The organism is Noviherbaspirillum saxi (assembly GCF_003591035.1).
Taxonomy (GTDB): domain Bacteria; phylum Pseudomonadota; class Gammaproteobacteria; order Burkholderiales; family Burkholderiaceae_D; genus Noviherbaspirillum; species Noviherbaspirillum saxi.
The window spans coordinates 1,247,866-1,265,349 of sequence record NZ_QYUO01000003.1; the positions used below are offsets into that span (position 1 = coordinate 1,247,866).

General features: G+C 57.2%; 18 protein-coding genes. 14 read left to right on the forward strand and 4 right to left on the reverse strand.

Annotated features, from left to right (window positions below; translation table 11 throughout):
* The first annotated feature begins 7 nt into the window (after nucleotides 1–7).
* The 11 genes from D3871_RS28740 (at nucleotide 8) to D3871_RS28790 (ending at nucleotide 10,024) form a co-directional block, all read left to right on the forward strand.
* Nucleotides 8–1,498 (forward strand): 4-hydroxyphenylacetate 3-hydroxylase family protein, encoded by a 1,491-nt coding sequence (locus D3871_RS28740; protein ID WP_119772538.1) that lies wholly within the window; start codon nucleotides 8–10, stop codon nucleotides 1,496–1,498.
* A gap of 9 nt (nucleotides 1,499–1,507) precedes the next feature.
* The gene (locus tag D3871_RS28745; RefSeq protein WP_119772540.1) at nucleotides 1,508–2,062 is read left to right on the forward strand and encodes a flavin reductase family protein; all 555 of its coding nucleotides are present in this window, start codon (nucleotides 1,508–1,510) and stop codon (nucleotides 2,060–2,062) included.
* Nucleotides 2,059–2,766 (forward strand): DUF2848 domain-containing protein, encoded by a 708-nt coding sequence (locus D3871_RS28750; RefSeq protein WP_119772541.1) that lies wholly within the window; start codon nucleotides 2,059–2,061, stop codon nucleotides 2,764–2,766. The genes D3871_RS28745 and D3871_RS28750 overlap by 4 nt, the downstream gene beginning before the upstream one ends.
* Before the next feature lie 11 nt (nucleotides 2,767–2,777).
* Nucleotides 2,778–3,170: a cupin domain-containing protein gene (locus D3871_RS28755; RefSeq protein ID WP_119772876.1), complete on the forward strand. Its 393-nt coding sequence runs from the start codon at nucleotides 2,778–2,780 to the stop codon at nucleotides 3,168–3,170.
* The gene (locus D3871_RS28760) at nucleotides 3,167–4,546 is read left to right on the forward strand and encodes an amidase (protein WP_233575854.1); all 1,380 of its coding nucleotides are present in this window, start codon (nucleotides 3,167–3,169) and stop codon (nucleotides 4,544–4,546) included. Before D3871_RS28755 ends, D3871_RS28760 begins: the two co-directional genes overlap by 4 nt.
* 48 nt (nucleotides 4,547–4,594) lie before the next feature.
* Nucleotides 4,595–5,824, forward strand: a complete 1,230-nt coding sequence (locus D3871_RS28765; protein ID WP_119772543.1) for an IscS subfamily cysteine desulfurase — start codon at nucleotides 4,595–4,597, stop codon at nucleotides 5,822–5,824.
* A 284-nt stretch (nucleotides 5,825–6,108) separates the two neighbouring features.
* Nucleotides 6,109–6,882: an ABC transporter ATP-binding protein gene (locus tag D3871_RS28770; protein WP_119772545.1), complete on the forward strand. Its 774-nt coding sequence runs from the start codon at nucleotides 6,109–6,111 to the stop codon at nucleotides 6,880–6,882.
* Entirely contained in the window at nucleotides 6,879–7,649 is a 771-nt protein-coding gene (locus D3871_RS28775) for an ABC transporter ATP-binding protein (RefSeq protein ID WP_119772547.1), read from the forward strand. Before D3871_RS28770 ends, D3871_RS28775 begins: the two co-directional genes overlap by 4 nt.
* 11 nt (nucleotides 7,650–7,660) lie before the next feature.
* Nucleotides 7,661–8,548, forward strand: coding sequence for a branched-chain amino acid ABC transporter permease (locus tag D3871_RS28780; RefSeq protein ID WP_119772880.1), 888 nt, complete (start codon nucleotides 7,661–7,663; stop codon nucleotides 8,546–8,548).
* A gap of 11 nt (nucleotides 8,549–8,559) precedes the next feature.
* A complete protein-coding gene (locus tag D3871_RS28785; RefSeq protein ID WP_233575855.1) occupies nucleotides 8,560–9,534 on the forward strand; it encodes a branched-chain amino acid ABC transporter permease in 975 nt (324 codons plus the stop codon).
* A gap of 31 nt (nucleotides 9,535–9,565) precedes the next feature.
* Nucleotides 9,566–10,024, forward strand: a complete 459-nt coding sequence (locus D3871_RS28790) for a cache domain-containing protein (RefSeq protein WP_119772549.1) — start codon at nucleotides 9,566–9,568, stop codon at nucleotides 10,022–10,024.
* 529 nt (nucleotides 10,025–10,553) lie between these two features.
* Here the strand turns inward: D3871_RS28790 and D3871_RS28795 are convergent.
* From D3871_RS28795 to D3871_RS28810, 4 genes are all read right to left on the reverse strand, one after another.
* Entirely contained in the window at nucleotides 10,554–11,081 is a 528-nt protein-coding gene (locus D3871_RS28795) for a VOC family protein (RefSeq protein WP_119772551.1), read from the reverse strand.
* An 18-nt stretch (nucleotides 11,082–11,099) separates the two neighbouring features.
* Entirely contained in the window at nucleotides 11,100–11,885 is a 786-nt protein-coding gene (locus D3871_RS28800; RefSeq protein WP_233575856.1) for an SDR family NAD(P)-dependent oxidoreductase, read from the reverse strand.
* Nucleotides 11,886–12,177: 292 nt separating this feature from the next.
* Nucleotides 12,178–13,329 (reverse strand): helix-turn-helix transcriptional regulator, encoded by a 1,152-nt coding sequence (locus D3871_RS28805; RefSeq protein WP_119772884.1) that lies wholly within the window; start codon nucleotides 13,327–13,329, stop codon nucleotides 12,178–12,180.
* Between the two features lie 76 nt (nucleotides 13,330–13,405).
* Nucleotides 13,406–14,440, reverse strand: coding sequence for a 3-ketosteroid-9-alpha-monooxygenase, oxygenase component (locus tag D3871_RS28810; RefSeq protein ID WP_119772555.1), 1,035 nt, complete (start codon nucleotides 14,438–14,440; stop codon nucleotides 13,406–13,408).
* Nucleotides 14,441–14,571: 131 nt separating this feature from the next.
* Between D3871_RS28810 and D3871_RS28815 the strand changes: the two genes are divergently transcribed.
* From D3871_RS28815 to D3871_RS28825, 3 genes are read left to right on the forward strand one after another with little or no spacing between them, the layout of a single operon-like run.
* Nucleotides 14,572–15,369, forward strand: a complete 798-nt coding sequence (locus D3871_RS28815; protein WP_119772557.1) for an SDR family NAD(P)-dependent oxidoreductase — start codon at nucleotides 14,572–14,574, stop codon at nucleotides 15,367–15,369.
* Nucleotides 15,370–15,408: 39 nt separating this feature from the next.
* Complete coding sequence (locus D3871_RS28820; protein WP_119772558.1) at nucleotides 15,409–16,341, forward strand: alpha/beta hydrolase; 933 nt, start codon at nucleotides 15,409–15,411, stop codon at nucleotides 16,339–16,341.
* An 8-nt stretch (nucleotides 16,342–16,349) separates the two neighbouring features.
* On the forward strand, nucleotides 16,350–17,465 hold the full coding sequence (locus tag D3871_RS28825; protein WP_338016873.1) for a 3,4-dihydroxy-2-butanone-4-phosphate synthase: 1,116 nt from the start codon (nucleotides 16,350–16,352) through the stop codon (nucleotides 17,463–17,465).
* The last annotated feature ends 19 nt before the right edge of the window (nucleotides 17,466–17,484 follow it).

Below are 17,484 nucleotides of genomic sequence, written 5' to 3' on the forward strand. Positions count from 1 at the left end.
ACACATCATGTCACGTACCGCGAAAACCCATCTCGAAAGTTTGAATGACGGGCGCGAAGTGTACATCAATGGTGAACGCATCACCAATCATGTGCAGCATCCTGCCTTCAAGAACAGTGTGCTATCCGCCGCCAAAATGTATGATTTTCTTCACGAGCCACAGAACGTTGATCATCTGACGTTCCGCTCTCCGAAGACCGGCGAAGCCGTCAGCAAAATGTGGCAGTTGCCGACAACGTATGCAGAACTGGTCGACCGCCGGAAGGCGCTCGAAGCCTGGTCGGAGCTCTCCTGCGGCTTCTTCGGCCGCTCGCCCGACCATGTCGCCTCTGCCCTGTGCGGCATGTACATGGGTATGCCCTTGTTTGAGCGCCATGGTAAGGAACGCGGGGCCGCGCTGTCTGCCTACTATGAATATGCACGCGACAACGACCTGTACCTGACGTACGTCATCGTCAACCCGCAGGCCGATCGCAGCAAAAGCGCTGCCGAACAAGCCGAGGAATTTCTGGTCGCCGGTGTTGTCGATGAAGACCACGAAGGGATCACCATTAAAGGTGCCAAGATGCTGGGCACCGGCTGCCCGATGGCCAATGAAGTCATGGTGGCCGCCATCCAGCCCTTGAAGCAAGGCGACGAAAAATACAGTTTCACGGCAATGGTGCCGCTCAATGCCAAAGGCGTGAAACTACTGTCGCGGAAATCGTATGAGCAAAACGCGGTGTCGAAGTTCGACAATCCGCTGTCGTCATCTTTCGATGAGAACGACGCAGTACTATATTTCGATGAAGTCAAGGTGCCGTGGGAGCGCGTCTTTGTCCATAACGATGTGCGCATGGCATCAGCGCAATGGCACGAGATCCCGACGCATTGCTACCAGAACTACCAGTGCCAGGTCCGGCTTGTCGTCAAGATGCGTTTCCTGCTCGGCCTGACCAGAAAGATCGCAGAAACCAATGGCGTCATCGGTTTCCCGGCCGTCCGGGAAGCGCTGGGACAAATGGCCGCTGAAGTGTCGATGGTTGAGGGCATGCTTGAAGCGATGGAAGCATCGGGCAAGCACTACGGTCCCTATTATGTGCCGAGCGCCGAGCGCCTGTATGCATCTAACGTATTGACTCAGCAACTCTATCCGAATTTCGTGCAGAGAATGCGGGAGCTCGCCGGCGGTGGCCTGATCATGCTGCCCTCGTCCGTGTCCGACATGCTCAACAGTGAAACGGCATCGTACATCCGCCAGACCCAAATCTCTCCGGCAACCGATTCGCTGGGCCGGGTCAAGCTGTTCAAGCTTGCCTGGGACGCAATCGGCTCCGAGTTCGGTTCGCGCCACGTGCAGTACGAAATGTTCTATTCCGGCGCAAACATGGTCACCCGTGCACATGCCTATCGCACGTATGACTGGGACAAATCGCTCAGCCTGGTCGACAAGTTCATGTCCAGCTATGACCTCGATAGCCCGAAAAGCAATACTGGTTACATTGCCAAAGCCGCATAAAGGTGCATCATGACTACCACTACTTTCGATCCACGGGAATTCCGTAACGCGCTTGGTTGCTATGCCACAGGGGTCGCGATCATTTCCGCGCGCACGGAAGCTGAGACGGATGTCGGCGTCACCGTCAATTCCTTTTCTTCCTTGTCGCTGGACCCGCCGTTGATCCTGTTTTCCGTTGCCAAGACTGCCAATATCCTGGCCACCTTCCAGAAGACAGCGCATTTCGCGGTCAACATTCTGAGCGAGGATCAGCGCGCGCTGTCCAATATGTTCGCCAAACCATCGACCGCTGACTTCACTAAGGCAAGCTATCGCCGCGGCTCAAATGGCGCGGCGCTATTTGATGAGGCTCTCGCCCATCTAGAATGCTTCAATTTCCAGCAAGTCGACGGTGGCGATCACGTCATTTTTGTCGGACGAGTCGAATCGATGGCAGTGCTGGTGCCCCGTAACCCGCTCCTTTTCTATCGTGGCGCGTATGGCACTTATGAACGCAATGAAGTCCCTCCCCCGTCGACAGCTAAACGCGTTGTCAGCACCGCAGAACAGGTAATCCGCATATGAACACGTATATCGAGCAAGAGGACGAGCAAACCAGCACGCTTAAGTTCTGTATCAATGAAGAACGGCGTGTCGTCACAGTGAAAGATCTCGTCATTGCGGGTTGGGCCGGCCGGAATCCGGCTGCCATTGAACATCATATCCAGGAACTGGCTGCTCTCGGCGTAGCACGCCCACGCAACATTCCTAGCTTTTATCGGCTCAGTGCCAGTCTGCTGACTACGGATCGTCAACTCGACTTTGTCGGCAACGACAGCAGCGGCGAGGTCGAGTGTGTGCTGGTGTCGCTTTCCGATGGCATGTATGTAGGTGTCGGGTCCGACCATACCGACCGCAAGGTGGAAGCCTACGGCGTGACGGTGTCCAAGCAAATGTGCCCCAAGCCCATCGGTCGCAATCTCTGGAAACTCGATGCCCTGCTGGACCATTGGGATCGTCTCGTATTGCGTTCATGGGTCACCAGAAACGGCGAACGCATGCTGTATCAGGAAGGATCGGTCACCGGCTTGCTTCATCCGCTCGATTTGATGCGCCGCTTCAACGAGCAGGATCATCTGCAGCCGGGAACCGTCATGTTCTGCGGAACATTGCCTGTAAAAGGCCAAATCGGCGGCGGGGAACTCTTTGAGATCGAACTGGAAGATCCGGTACTGAACCGTCATTTGAAACACCAATATTCCGCACGCACACTCGCTTACGCGGATTGAAAGGAAACATGATGCCAATCGAAAAAGAACACAAAGAATTTTATACCGTTGATCTCGGCAGTAACTGGGAAACGCCGCCCGGCTATCCGTCCGGTATCAAGCAACAAATTCTCGCGGGCAGCCTCGACGAAAAAGCCAAGCGCGGCACGCGTACCCGGCACCTTCGTTTTGAACCCGGCGTCCACACCACCGCGCCGTTCAAGCATGACTATTGGGAAGAAGTGTACCTGGTTTCCGGCGATCTTACCGTTGGCAACGATGCCCAGGGCAACGGCGGGGTCAGCTATGGTCCGAATACATTTGCATGCCGCCCGCCCGACACGCCGCACGGCCCGTTCAAGTCTGAAAACGGCTGTCTTCTGCTCGAGATCCATTATTACGACGAGACCGGAACCCAGTCATGAAGATGGCCATGCGCACGCTTGCATCACGGATGCGCTTGCTCGCCCAGCGTGAGCAATCCAGCGTCAATATGACAGCGGAGGCGCTGGCTGCCGCTACCGATCCCGCTGGCGAAGGCAAGCGTACCTTTACCCGGGTCTATGAGGAGCAAGCGATCGCAACGGCTGAACAGGTCGACCAGCGGCGTGCAAATGGCGAATCCCTCGGGCCGCTGGCAGGCATTCCGGTCTCCATCAAGGATCTGTTCGACGTCAAGGGCGAAGCGACCCTAGCAGGCTCAATTGCCTTATCTGACGCAAGTCCCGCCGAAGAAGATGCCGCCGTGGTGGCTCGCCTGCGTTCAACCGGCGCTGTCATTGTCGGCCGCACCAACATGACGGAGTTTGCGTACTCCGGTCTCGGTATCAACCCGCACTACGGCACGCCGCTCAATCCCTGGGACCGACAGGTCGGCCGGATACCCGGTGGCTCGTCGTCCGGGTCAGCTATTTCGGTAACGGATGGAATGGCAGCCGTGGCCATCGGCACTGACACAGGCGGCTCGGTACGCATTCCGGCTGCGCTCTGCGGCCTGACCGGTTTCAAACCTACCATGCGCAGATTCTCTACGGCGGGTGTGTTGCCACTGTCGCCGGCCCTCGATTCGGTTGGTGTCATCGCACCAACCGTCCAGTGCTGCGCCACCGTCGACAGTATCCTGACGGCCTCTCCCGCGCGGCTCTTGGCCGACATCGACATACGGACCCTACGCATTGGCGTACTTCAAGGATATGTCCTCGACGGGCTGGATCCCCATGTGGCTAGGCACTTTTCGGACGCCGTCAGCGTCCTTGAAAAAGCAGGCGCTATGGTGTTCGATGTCGACTTTGCCGAGTTGTCGCAGATTCCCGAAGTCAATGCACAAGGCGGGTTCGCGGCCGTGGAGTCGTACGCCTGGCACCAACATCTTCTGGAACGTTTTGCCGGCAGATACGATCCGCGTGTGCTGTCACGCATTTTGCGTGGCCGGGCGATTACGGAACAAACTCATGACGAACTGCTTGCTGCGCGACGACGCATCGTCATGGCTGCTAACCAGCAGTTTGTCAACACTGACGTATGGATTCTGCCCACCGTTCCCCTGGTTGCTCCACTGGTTGCCGACCTCGTCAACGATGACAACGCCTATTACGCAGCGAATGCCGCCATGTTGCGCAACCCGAGTGTCTTCAATTTCCTAGATGCGTGCGCACTATCGGTGCCGTGCCATCTTCCCGGTGAAGCACCGGTGGGGCTCATGGTGGCGGCACCTGGCGGCGCCGACGAACACTTGCTCCGTGTAGGTACGGCAATTGAAAAAACCCTTGCGCACGCTGGACGGGCAATCGTACCCGATTAGCATCAAACGCCTATATCTCTGAGCACATTTACTGAATACGGTATTGCCATGAACACATCGTTGAACCCCAAGACCTTGCCGGTCTATCTCGACTATTCCGCCACCACGCCGGTTGACCCGCGCGTTGTCGGCAAAATGCTGCCGTATTTGACTAGCCAGTTCGGCAATCCGGCTAGTCGTTCGCATGTTTATGGCTGGATCGCTGAAGAAGCCGTAGAAGAAGCCAGGTCCCATGTCGCCCAACTCCTTGGTGCCGATCCCAGGGAAATTATCTGGACGTCTGGCGCCACTGAAGGAAACAATCTGGCAATCAAGGGCGCCGCTCATTTCAATGCGTCCAAAGGCAAGCACATTATTACGGTTCGCACCGAACACAAGGCGGTACTCGACACGGTGCGCGAACTGGAGCGTCAAGGCTTTACTGCGACTTATCTTGATCCGGAACCCGACGGCTTGCTGGATCTGGACAAGCTCAAGGCGGCAATCCGGCCCGACACAATCCTGGTCTCGGTAATGATGGTCAATAACGAAACCGGCATCATCCAGGATGTCGCCGCCATCGGCAAGCTGTGCCGCGCCCATGGAATTACGTATCACTGCGACGCGGTTCAGGCGGCGGGAAAGATTGATATCGACCTGAGCAAGCTCGATATCGACCTGTTGACCGTGACCGCGCACAAGCTGTATGGCCCTAAGGGAATCGGCGCCATGTTCGTCAGGCGCAAGCCGCGTACCCGTATTGAAGCCCAGATCCATGGTGGAGGCCATGAGCGCGGCATGCGTTCCGGCACCCTGGCGGTCCATCAGATCGTCGGTATGGGCGAAGCGTTTCGTATGGCACGCGAGGAAATGGCCACCGAGATGCCACGCATCGGGCGGATGAAGCAAGCCTTGAAGGATGGCATCCTGGGACTTGAACATGTCTATCTCAATGGATCCGAGGATCATTGCGTGCCTAACATCCTGAACGTCAGCTTCATGTTTGTCGAAGGCGAGTCACTCATCATGTCGATGCGGGATGTTGCCGTATCGTCCGGTTCGGCTTGTACGTCTGCAAGTCTGGAGCCATCGTATGTGCTCAGGGCGCTGGGACGTTCCGATGAGCTCGCTCACAGTTCGATCCGCTTCAGCCTGGGACGGTTTACGACAGACGAAGAGATAGCGCGCGCGGTCGAGGCAGTCCGGCGCGGTGTGCTCAAGCTGCGCGAAATGTCGCCGCTGTGGGAAATGCACAATGCCGGCATCGATCTGTCGACCGTGCAGTGGTCAGCGCACTAACAGGAGCAAAGCTATGGCATCCCTCTTCGGAACGAGCGTGGCGCTATGGCGGAGCTTCCTGGGGCGGGCTCCTGCCGAGCCACAGAACCACGATCCTGATGGCGCTACGGGATTGGCGAGTCCAGACGGAGCCGACGAGCGTACGCACCGATTGGCGCCTTTTCCATCAGGCGACGCCAAAGACAACGAATCGCCGCCAATTTTCTTTTTATAACGACTCCCGCTCATCCTAGACAGGTAGAGAGAGGCGGAAGCATTTTTCTTCCAGGTGGAGACATTACGCAATGCATACTTACATCCTTGAGGCCCTAGGCCTGACGAAGGATTTCAATGGCTTTCGTGCGGTCGATAATGTCGACATGCGCGTGAAGGCCGGCGATATCCATGCCCTTATCGGGCCCAATGGGGCGGGAAAGTCAACCTGCTTCAATTTGCTGACGAAATTCTTAAAGCCCACGTCAGGGCAAATACTGTTCAATGGCCAGGATATTACCGCGGAGAGTCCCGCGACCATCGCGCGCAAGGGAATCATCCGGTCGTTCCAGATCTCCGCGGTATTCCCACATTTGAGTGTAAGGGAAAATGTCCGCGTCGGACTGCAGCGGCGGTTAGGCACGTCGTTTCATTTTTGGAAGAGCGGCACGCATCTGAACCAGCTTAACGAGCGTGCCCATGCCCTGCTGGAAGATGTAGGTCTGGCTACCTTTACCGATACATTGGCCGGTGAATTGCCGTACGGACGCAAGCGGGCCCTGGAGATTGCCGTAACATTGGCCATGGACCCGCAAGTCATGTTGCTGGACGAACCAACGCAAGGCATGGGTCATGAAGACATCCACCGGGTCGCTGCCCTGATCAAACGCGTGTCTTCTGGGCGCACGGTGTTGATGGTTGAACACAACATGAGTGTGGTGTCGGGAATTAGTGACCGGATCTCCGTGTTGCAGCGCGGCCGCCTACTGGCTGAAGGGACCTACCGTGACATTTCGGAAAACCCGCTAGTCATGGAAGCCTACATGGGAACGGTGTCTACACAGCTTTGCCAGGAGGCGGCATGAACACGATCAATCGAAGAGAGATCGCCCTGGATGCGAGCGCTTCTGCAAACCGAGCCCGGCAGCCACTTGCTCTTGAAATTGCAGGATTAAATACCTGGTATGGAGAATCGCATGTACTGCATGACGTGAACCTTCAGGTGAAGCAGGGCGAGGTCGTCAGTTTGTTAGGCCGCAATGGCGCCGGACGCACGACCACGCTGCGAGCGATCATGGGCTTGACCGGCCAGCGTATCGGTTCCATTAAAGTCAATGGAGTCGACGTGATGTCGCTGCCGACCCACCGGATTGCACATCAGGGTATCGGTTATTGTCCAGAAGAGCGTGGCATCTTTGCGTCCCTCTCTACCGAAGAAAACCTCCGCTTGCCCCCGAAACTTTCCACCGGCCATGCAGGCATGTCGCTTGAGGCCATCTACGAGATGTTCCCCAATCTACTGGAGCGCCGGCACAGCCAGGGCACGCGCCTGTCCGGTGGCGAACAACAGATGCTCGCCATTGCACGCATTTTGCGCACCGGTGCCAGGCTGCTGCTGCTTGATGAAATCTCTGAAGGCCTCGCCCCGGTGATCGTACAGGCGCTTGCCAGGATGATCCTGTCGCTTAAGGCAATGGGTTACACGATCGTCATGGTGGAACAGAACTTCCGCTTTGCCGCGCCGTTAGCGGACCATTTCTATGTGATGGAACACGGGCAAATTGTTGAATCATTCGCCGCCCACGAGCTTGATGCCAAGGCAACAGCTCTGGCCGAACTGTTGGGTGTCTAGGAGGACTCATGATGGAAATCTTTGGTATTCCCCTGCCTGCTTTGACTGGCCAATTGCTTCTTGGTCTGGTCAACGGCTGTTTCTATGCCATGCTGTCGCTTGGTCTGGCTGTGATATTTGGTCTGCTCAACGTGATCAACTTTTCACATGGCGCTTTTTACATGCTGGGCGCGTTGCTGGCATGGGTCGGCCTGAACAATTTCGGTATCGATTACTGGGCCATGCTGGTATGCGCGCCAATCCTGGTGGGTTTGTTCGGCATGGTATTTGAAAGAACGATGCTGCGGCGCCTTTACAAACTGGACCATCTGTACGGCTTGCTATTGACGTTCGGGATTACGCTGGTCCTCGAAGGCTTGCTGCGCTCGGTCTATGGCGTATCGGGACAACCGTACTCTGTGCCCACCGCGCTGCAAGGGGTAACTGACCTGGGCGTCATGCTGATCCCAACTTACCGACTCTGGGTGGTGTTCGCATCGTTAGGCATCTGCGCCATCACTTGGCTTCTGATTGAGAAAACCAAAGTGGGCGCTTTCCTCCGAGCTGGCACGGAGAACCCACGATTAGTCGAGGCTTTTGGGGTCAATGTCCCGCTGATGGTGACGCTGACCTACGGGTTTGGCGTCGCAATGGCCGCGCTGGCCGGTGTGCTGGCTGCTCCAATTGTCCAAGTGTCGCCCCTGATGGGCTCAAACCTGATCATTGTCGTCTTCGCAGTTGTTGTTATCGGTGGCATGGGTTCCATTGCCGGTGCCGTCATTACCGGACTTGGACTTGGCGTCATTGAAGGTTTGACTCGGGTGTTCTACCCGGAATTTTCGTCGACCGTCGTCTTCATCGTGATGGCGATTGTCCTAATGGTACGTCCGAACGGATTGTTCGGTAAGGAAATGGCATAAGGGGCCCTATTGTGAAAACAAAACTGCTGACGTTGGTCGGGTGCCTGGCACTCATTGCCCTGCCCTATCTGGTTTATCCCGTCTTCTTGATGAAGATCTTATGCTTTGCCTTGTTTGCGTGTTCATTCAATCTCCTGATTGGATATACCGGGCTGCTTTCCTTCGGCCATGCGGCATTCTTCGGAGCCGCAGGCTATATTGCGGGCTATCTGCTGCGTGACGTTGGTCTGACGTTCGAGGTCGCCGTACTGGTTGGTACGCTAGGCGCAGGAATCATTGGCTACATCATGGGTGGTCTAGCCATTCGCCGGCGTGGAATTTATTTCACGATGATTACGCTGGCTTTGGCGCAGATGGTGTACTTCGTGTTTTTGCAGGCGCCTTTTACAGGAGGCGAAGACGGTTTCCAGAACGTACCACGGTCATCGTTATTTGGGTTACTGAATTTGTCTAGCGACACGACCATGTACTACGTCGTGGTCGGCATCGTCATCCTGTCTCTTGTACTGATTCATCGGATCATTTCCTCACCCTACGGCAATGTATTGGCTGCTATTCGGGAAAATGAGCCGAGGGCCATTTCGCTGGGTTATGACGTCAACAAATACAAGCTGCTGGCCTTTGTTCTGTCGGCAATGATTGCCGGACTGGCAGGCGCGACGAAGGCCGCCGTACTTGGATTTGAGACGCTCGCCGACATACATTGGTCGACCTCGGGCCTGGTTATCCTGATGACCCTAATCGGCGGTAAAGGTACCTTTACCGGTCCTCTGGTCGGGGCCTTTGTGATCATCTTTTTGGAAAACAAGCTTGGCGAGGCAGGTACTTTCCTTGCGCACTTGACGGGCATTGAAGGCTTCCAAGCAATCGGAGAATCCATCACTACCGTCATCGGGCTGATCTTCATCGTATGCGTACTGGCGTTCCGCAGAGGGGTCGTCGGTGAATTGATGGACAGGCTTACCCAGCGCAATGCCGTTTCTTGAATAAGCAACAATCATATCTAAAGGATAAATAATGTTTCGTCATTTCGGCGCGATGTTTGCACTACTGATTGCATTAGGTAGCTTTCCCGCACACGCTCAACAGCGTGCCACTGCCCAAGAAGCGGTTGCATTGGTAAAAAAGGCTGCGGCACACATTCAGAAGGTGGGATTGGACGCGGCTCTGAAAGACTTCAACAATAACAAGGGTCAATTCGTCGATCGCGATCTTTATATCGTAGTACTTGATATGAGTGGACGAAACCTGGCTCACGGCGCGAATGCTCGTATCGTCGGCAAGGATCTGATCGATTTCAAGGATGCTGATGGCAAACTCTTCATCAAGGAAGAACTTCAGCTTGCCAAGACCAATGGTTCGGGCTGGGTAGACTTCAAATTCGTTAATCCGACGAATCAGAAGATTGAAAAGAAGGCCCAATATCTCGAGCGCGTAGGCGAAGTCGTTGTAATGAGTGGGATCTATAAGGAGTAGCGATTAAAGGTTGCCCCTCAAGTAGCGGTTCTAGATTGTCTCTTCCGTTCCTGGTAAAGGGTTTCGGAATTCGCCCGGTCCCGTCGATGCGCGACCGGGTATTTTTTAATGTAATAAGCTATTGGTGAGTGCAACCTGTACAGAGTTGTACGCGCTGGTGACCGATATGCTTCTGAAGTCATCATGTCCATTGCCTGCACCGTTCGCTCAGAGTGCGGCCTGCTCCAGAAATTGCCGCGTTTATTCGGTCACTTGATTTGGATGGGCCTGGTATTGCTCAGCGATCTCGGTAAGCGTCTTATCGTCACCTAACGTCGCTATGGCCACTTTCGCCTTGATGCTTCCTGAGGCCGGCCGAAAAAGTGTATGCCAACGTTTCGTAAAATTGAGGAACGGAGGCATACACTTTTTCGGCCGGCCTCACGTTCACTCCAGTTGAGATTGCGCTACCGGCTCGCGGTGGCTGCCCATCGCCTGAACCTTTCAAACGGGCCGCTCGTCGGTTTACCAAACCACGCTTTCCAGCAATTCAAGCCGCCTGGTTAGGCAATTGATCCATTTGCGCCTGCAAATCGGAAGAGAACTGCACAAGCTCGACAAAATGTCCGAGCTCTTCGCGCATGTCGATATAGCCGAATTTCACGATAGGCGCGACTTCGCCAAGTACGCAAAACGCATGGCCCTTGGCGCGCACGGTTTCCAGCGCCTGTTGCCATTTCTCGTCGTCGCCATGCACCTTGAATCCGAGGTGGTGAAAGACAAGTGCGAATCCTTCCGTTGCGGGCAAAGCATTGCGGTAAATATCCACTGCACCCGAAACGGGTTCGATGATCTCGATCTGCGTGTCGTTCACCCGCGCCAGGCCAACCTTGATCTGGGCCTGCTCACGCACGCCTTGCGCAAGGACGTCCATCGTCGACTCGAATCGCGTGAACTCCTTGATCTCCAGTTCGTTTCGAAAATAGTCGATCGCCTTTTCCAGATCGTTCGTCACATAGGCAAGCTGGAAAAAATTACCGAGGTAAGCGGCCAATGTCATTTGGTTCGCAAGTTTCATACAGGTTAGTCCTTTGCGTTAGCGGCATACGGACGCGGCATCCACCAGCATGCTCTCGCCCGACACAAACGACGCGGCATCGGAACTGAGCCAGACTGCCGCCTCCGCGATTTCTTCAGGCCGCCCCATTCTTCCTCCCGGTAACGAAGAAACCAGCGCCCTCTCCAGCTCCGTGCCCTCGCCCGCGAACGTGCGTAGCATCGGCGTATCGGTGACGCCAGGACAGATTGCATTGACGCGAATGTTCTGGCCGATGAACTCCTTCGCCGCCACCTTCACGAGTCCCAGCACGCCATGCTTGGCGGCCGTGTAATGCGGCATGCCAGGCGCACCGACGACGCCGGCACCGGACGAGGTATTGACGATGCTGCCGCCACCGGCCTTGAGCATGTGCGCGATTTGATGCTTCATGCACAAAAAGACGGAAGTGAGATTCACCGCGATCAGGCGATTCCAGTCTTCAAGCGACAGCGTATGGAAGCCGACATACTGGCCGGTAAAGCCGGCGTTGTTGAACGCGCAGTGCAATCCGCCAAAGGTAGCAACCGTTTGTTGTACCGCAGCCTCGACCGCTTCTTCGGAACTCACGTCAGCGCGTATGAATATCGCAGTGCCACCTTCAGCCTGAATCTGGTTGACCGTTTGCATACCGGTTTCGGGATTGAGGTCGACCACCGCGACAGAAGCACCGCGCGCGGCAAATAGTTTGGCGGCTGCACGGCCGATACCGTTGCCGGCCCCGGTAACGAAGGCGGTCTTGCCGACAAAGTCCTTCAGTCCTTGCGTTGTACGTGACGGGTTCAAGTCGTTGTCTCCTGAGTTTGTTTGATTGGTGGCCTCGATCGAATGCCATACTATGTTGATGCATCCGCCGTCGAGCGGCATCGTCTGAAGAGACTATGAATGGAAATGACAGTGAACGTACATTGCGACGCATGCCTGGTCGCGCATAGAGGCTTTAGATTTTGAAGTTCCGCTGTGCCGATGCCAAAAGAGCGAGCGGCAAGGCGGATAAAGAAGCGCAGATGTCTGAGCCGAAGTCCCTCTGATTACACTGTCGGCTCGGTACGGCATCACCACTGACCAAATCAGCAATTCAACTCTCGCGCACACCCAGCGTCGCCACGCTGTTCAGAATAATCCGCACCAGCTCAGTCTGTCGCGTCACATCCGTTTTAGAAAAGATCGCCCGCAAATGCGCCCGCGCGGTATTGCGGCGGATGCCCAGTTCCAACGCCGCTTCTTCCAGCGACAAGCCGTCGGCCAGCAGCATCGCCAGATTGGTTTCCGCCGGTGTGAAGTTGAACAACTGGCGCACGATGTCGTGCGGCGCCTGTGCTTTCTGTTCCGGATCGCGGATATACAGCACTGCCGCTGGCCGGTGCAGCCGTTCCGACCATTCATTCGGCGGCACGCTGTGCACCACGACGCCGAGATTGCGCCGTCCGGACGAACGCGTGATCGAAATCGCATCGACCAGCGCCGCGCTGGAGTTGCCATTGCCATTTAGCGTGTTCTTGATCAGACGCTGTAATTCACGGTTATCGGCCAGGTGCGTCGCATGCGGCATGTTGTTGACGATACGCATGCCGTCGCCTACCTGGAGGATGGTATCGGCCATGCGATTGGTTTGCAGAATGCGGCCGTTCTCGTCGAGGATCACAGTACCGACCATGAGCCGGTCCATCGCGCCCGCATACAGTTTGCGTTCCGACTCGACCCGGTCGAGCCGGCCGTGAAGATGTACCGCGCGTTTGAAATGCGGCAGCAGCATCGTGCAAAACGCTTTGTCGCGCTCGGAAAAATTTGGTCCCGAGCGCGGCCGGCACACGCGCAGGCGGCACTCACCGCCGTCGGACGTACGCACGTCGGCCCCCATGATGTGGTGCACATCGAAGGGCTGCAGAAACTCGCGGTAAAACGAAGTTTCCACCCAACGGGCCTCCTCAATGATTTCATTGATGGTAACCATGCGGTCGGACGGCAGCCCGACGAACGGATCCATCGCATAGAAATGGCTGTCGTAGGAAATCTGCCCTTCGGTGGTGACGTCGCCCACATTCACCATCAGTCCGTGATCGCCGGCACGCGGCGGGCGCAGAATCAGCGTAACGTAATTGGCTTGCAACTCGCTACGCATGCGCATCAGGCATTTCTGCCAGGGGATGGTTTCCAGCAAGCCGTCATACACTGCGCCGATCAGATCGGTGAAAACATCCATTGAAATTACGGGAGCTAAAGTTTTCATGGGCAGAATGTCCGCGTCTCTAACCGGCCTGATGTATTCCGCAATTTCCGCTACGGCTCGCATGGGCGTCTCCCGATCAAGAAGGCGTCAATTCGAATTCTCGCCGCGCCTGCATCGCCGGGGTTACCGTCTCCGCGTCCATATAGAACTGCTGGTACCAATCGCGCAACTGATAGACCGGTCCGTCCGCTTCACACAACAACGGATTGTCGGTGCGGGTCTTGTTGTGCCAAATCTCAACGTCTTCGTAGAAGGCGTCTTGGGCGAGTCTAACATATTGGGCAGCGGCTTCACGGTTCTGTTCGTCGTTCATGCCCGGGAATTTGCGCACCAGTACGCCATAGCGCAATTCGAAGCTGTTGATGTCGATCGGCACATGACAATTGAGCAAAACCGAGTCGACCGGATAGCCGTTCATTTCGCCTTGCATGACCGTGATCTGGTATGCCGGCCCGTAGTAGGTCGCGGTGCTGGTCAGCACGCCATCTTCCGCCAGCCGCTTGCTCCGGCTTTCCATGATCTGCGTCGCGACATGGTTTTCAAATACGTTGGCAAAGCGCGTCACGAATGCGCCGTGCACCACGCCGAAATGCACCATGTCGGCAACGTTGTCGATCAGTTCGCGGCAATTGGTCTGGATGACCATCTTGTCCACGGCCCACGGCGTCCACTCGTCGGAAAAGCAGGCATCGATGCGCGGGATCGCGACTTCCGGCGGTGGCGGATTGCCTTCCGGATCGTGCCAGACAAACAGCAAGTGATTTTGTTCGCAGGTAGGCCAGGCACCGATGCGCGCCTTGGGTGGCACCCGCTTGCAATACGGAATTTCCTTGCATGCGCCGTCGCTGCCCCAGCGCCAGTCGTGGAACGGACAGGCCAGCGTATCGCCCTTGACCGTGCCGCGGCTCAAATCTGCGCCCATGTGCGGGCAAAATGCATCAAGGATATGGATGCCGCCGCTCTCCCCCTGATACGCGACCAGGCGCTTGCCGAAAATGTTCAGCGTATGCGGCTTGCCGTCCTTGTAGTCCTGGGCCAAGCCCAGACAATGCCAGCCGCGCGCATACCGCTCCTCTAAAGGACGCGCTTCGATTTTGTATGCTTTTGCCATGTTCTCTCCTGTATTTGTTGGGACATGTTCCAAAAATAAACGGACGACGTGGCAGCGGCATCGTCTCTTCGGACGATGCCTGGCGGGAGCAGTGCGGGGATATTCTGTTCCATTCCCTCACTGGAGCCGCCATGCCTTCCTCCTCTTCATGCGCCGTGGTCACAGGCGCCGCCAGCGGCATAGGCCGCGGTATCGCCTACGCTCTGGCCGCACGCGGCATCAATCTGGTATTGAGCGACGTGGATGGCGCCGGACTGCATGCCGTAGGTACCGATATCCTGCAGTCGGCGCCATCGATAAAAGTTCGGCAACTAGTCACCGATGTATCCGATCCGCATCAGATCGAGTTGTTATGCGAGCGCACATTCAGCGCATATGGCCGCGTCGACTGGCTTTACAACTGCGCCGGCATCCTGGTCAGCGGACCGAGCTGGGAACTGGACGAAGCCGCGTGGAAGCGCGTGCTCGACATCAATCTGTGGAGCGCCATCCACACGGCGCGTGCCTTCGTGCCACGCATGATCGCGCAAGGCTTCGGACATATCGTGAACGTATCGTCGCTGGCCGGCCTGTTGGTCGGGCCGTGGCTGGCGCCGTACACCGTGTCCAAGCATGGCATGGTCGCGCTGAGCGAAAGCATGCAGCAGGAATTCACCGCGCTCGGCTTGCCGCTGACGATGTCGATCGTCTGTCCGGGCCCTGTGCAAACCAATATTTTTCATCATCTTGCGCAGCGACCGGCGGAATCGCATGTTGCGCATGCGAACCAATATCTGCGCACCCTCGGCGAGAACGGCATGACGCCGGAGCAACTCGCGCAGATCGTGTTGGATGGTGTCGATGCCAAGAAACTGTGGATCTTCCCGCATGCAGATGTGCTCAAGCAATCATTGCGATCCCGGATGGAAACCCTGCTGGCGGCCGAGTAAGCGCTTTTCGATTCATACCCCCTCTTTTCAGGAGCACCCATGGCAATTGATCCGCAAGCAGCGGCGATTCTGCAAATGTTCGCCGCGATGCCCGAACCCGACTACGCAAGCCTGGATGGCGTCAGCTACCGCGCAATGATGGCGCAGCAAAGCCTGCCCGTGTCGAACGAGCCGGTTGCGAGTATCACCCATCATCAAGTGCCGGTCGCCGGCGGCGACATCACACTCCGCGCCTATCGCCCCGGTCCCGGCACATTGCCGGCGATCGTGTTTTTCCATGGCGGCGGCTGGGTCTCGTGCAGTCTGGACACACATGACAATCTGTGCCGGCGCCTGGCCAACCGCAGCAACTGCATGGTGATCTCGGTCGATTACCGGCTGGCGCCCGAGTCGCCATTCCCCGGACCGGTGGAAGATGCCTGCGCCGCGCTGCGCTGGGTACACGCACAGGCGGCATCGCTGGGCCTTGACCCGAACCGGCTCGCGGTGTCAGGCGATAGCGCAGGCGCCAACCTGGCCGCCGCCTGTGCGTTGCTGTCGCGCGATCGGGCATTGGAACTGCCGCGCCTGGCGCACCAGCTGCTGTTCTATCCCGTGATGGATGCGGCCTGCGATACCGCGTCCTTCGATGCCTATGCCAGCGGTTACTTGCTTACGCGCAATTTGATGCAGTGGTACTGGAAGCAGTATCTGCGCAAGCCGAGCGACGCCGCCGACATGCGCGCCTGCCCGGTGCGCGCAGACAGTTTTACCGGATTGCCGGACGCCACCGTGATCACCGCCGAATACGATCCGCTGCGCGACGAAGGCATGCGCTATGCGGAATGCCTGCGGCAGGCCGGCGTGCCGGTCCAGCATAAGTGCTGGGACGGTGTATTCCACGGCTTTGCCAGCATGACCGGCCTCATGACGGCCGCGGATGAGGCTCTCGAATTTGCAGCGCGGGCGATACGCCATGCGATGGTGGACTAGCGATGCACATGCACTCCATTCCGACACTCATCGATGCGATACGCGCCGGCCGCATCGTGGTACTGGTCGAAGACAGCGAAGACGATAGCGAAGGCGTGCTGGTCATGGCGGCCGACGCCGCCACCGAAGCAAGCGTCAACTTCATGGCGCGCGAGGCACGTGGACTGATCTGCCTCGGTTTGCCGGAGGCACGGTGCCGCGAACTGGAATTGCCGCCGATGGTGCCGTCCGCCCGTCAGCGGACCCGCTTCACGGTATCGATCGAAGCGCTGCACGGCGTTACTACCGGCATTTCCGCCGCCGACCGCGCGTTGACGCTACAACTGGCGGCAGCGCCAACCACCCGTGCCGCCGACCTGGTGCAGCCAGGCCACATCTTTCCCATCATGGCTGCACGTGACGGCGTGATGCGCCACGCCGGCTTTGCGGAAGCCGCTTGCGACCTCGCACACCTGGCCGGTCACACGGCTGCCGGTGTGGTGGTCAGCATCCTTGACGACGACGGCGAATCCGCACGCGGCCCGGCGCTTGTTGCGTTCGCAAAGGCACACGGCTTGCCGATTGGCAGCCTGACTGACTTGATTCATCACCGCATCCTGACCGAAGGATTGATCGCGCGCACGCTGGAACGGACGATCAATACCAGCCATGGCCAGTTCCAGCTGGTCGCGTATCACGACACCATCATCAATGCCGTGCATACGGCGATGGTACGCGGCGATCTGTCCGGCGAGCACTGCGGCGACGCTCCACTGGTGCGCGTGCAGGGCACCGAAGTACTGCGCGATGTACTGGAAACCGATTTTTCCAGCGGGCGTCGTTACTGGAATGCACGCCGCGCGCTGCAACGGATTGCCCAAGCCGATCGCGGCGTACTGGTGCTGCTTGCGCACGAAGATGCAAGTGCCGAAATCTTGCAGGATATCGAACGCTATACCGTCGCAGATACGCCGCGCGCACCGCAATTCGCGCAGCGCATGCTCGGTGTCGGAGCGCAGATCCTGCGCGATCTGGGGATACAGAAAATGCGCCTGATGAGCCATTCGGTGCCGTATCGCGCTTTGGCTGGCTTCGATCTTGAAGTCGCTGAATTCGTGCCGTTCGACGGACACGCAGCAAGCTGATCCACTTCCCGAAAGGTAA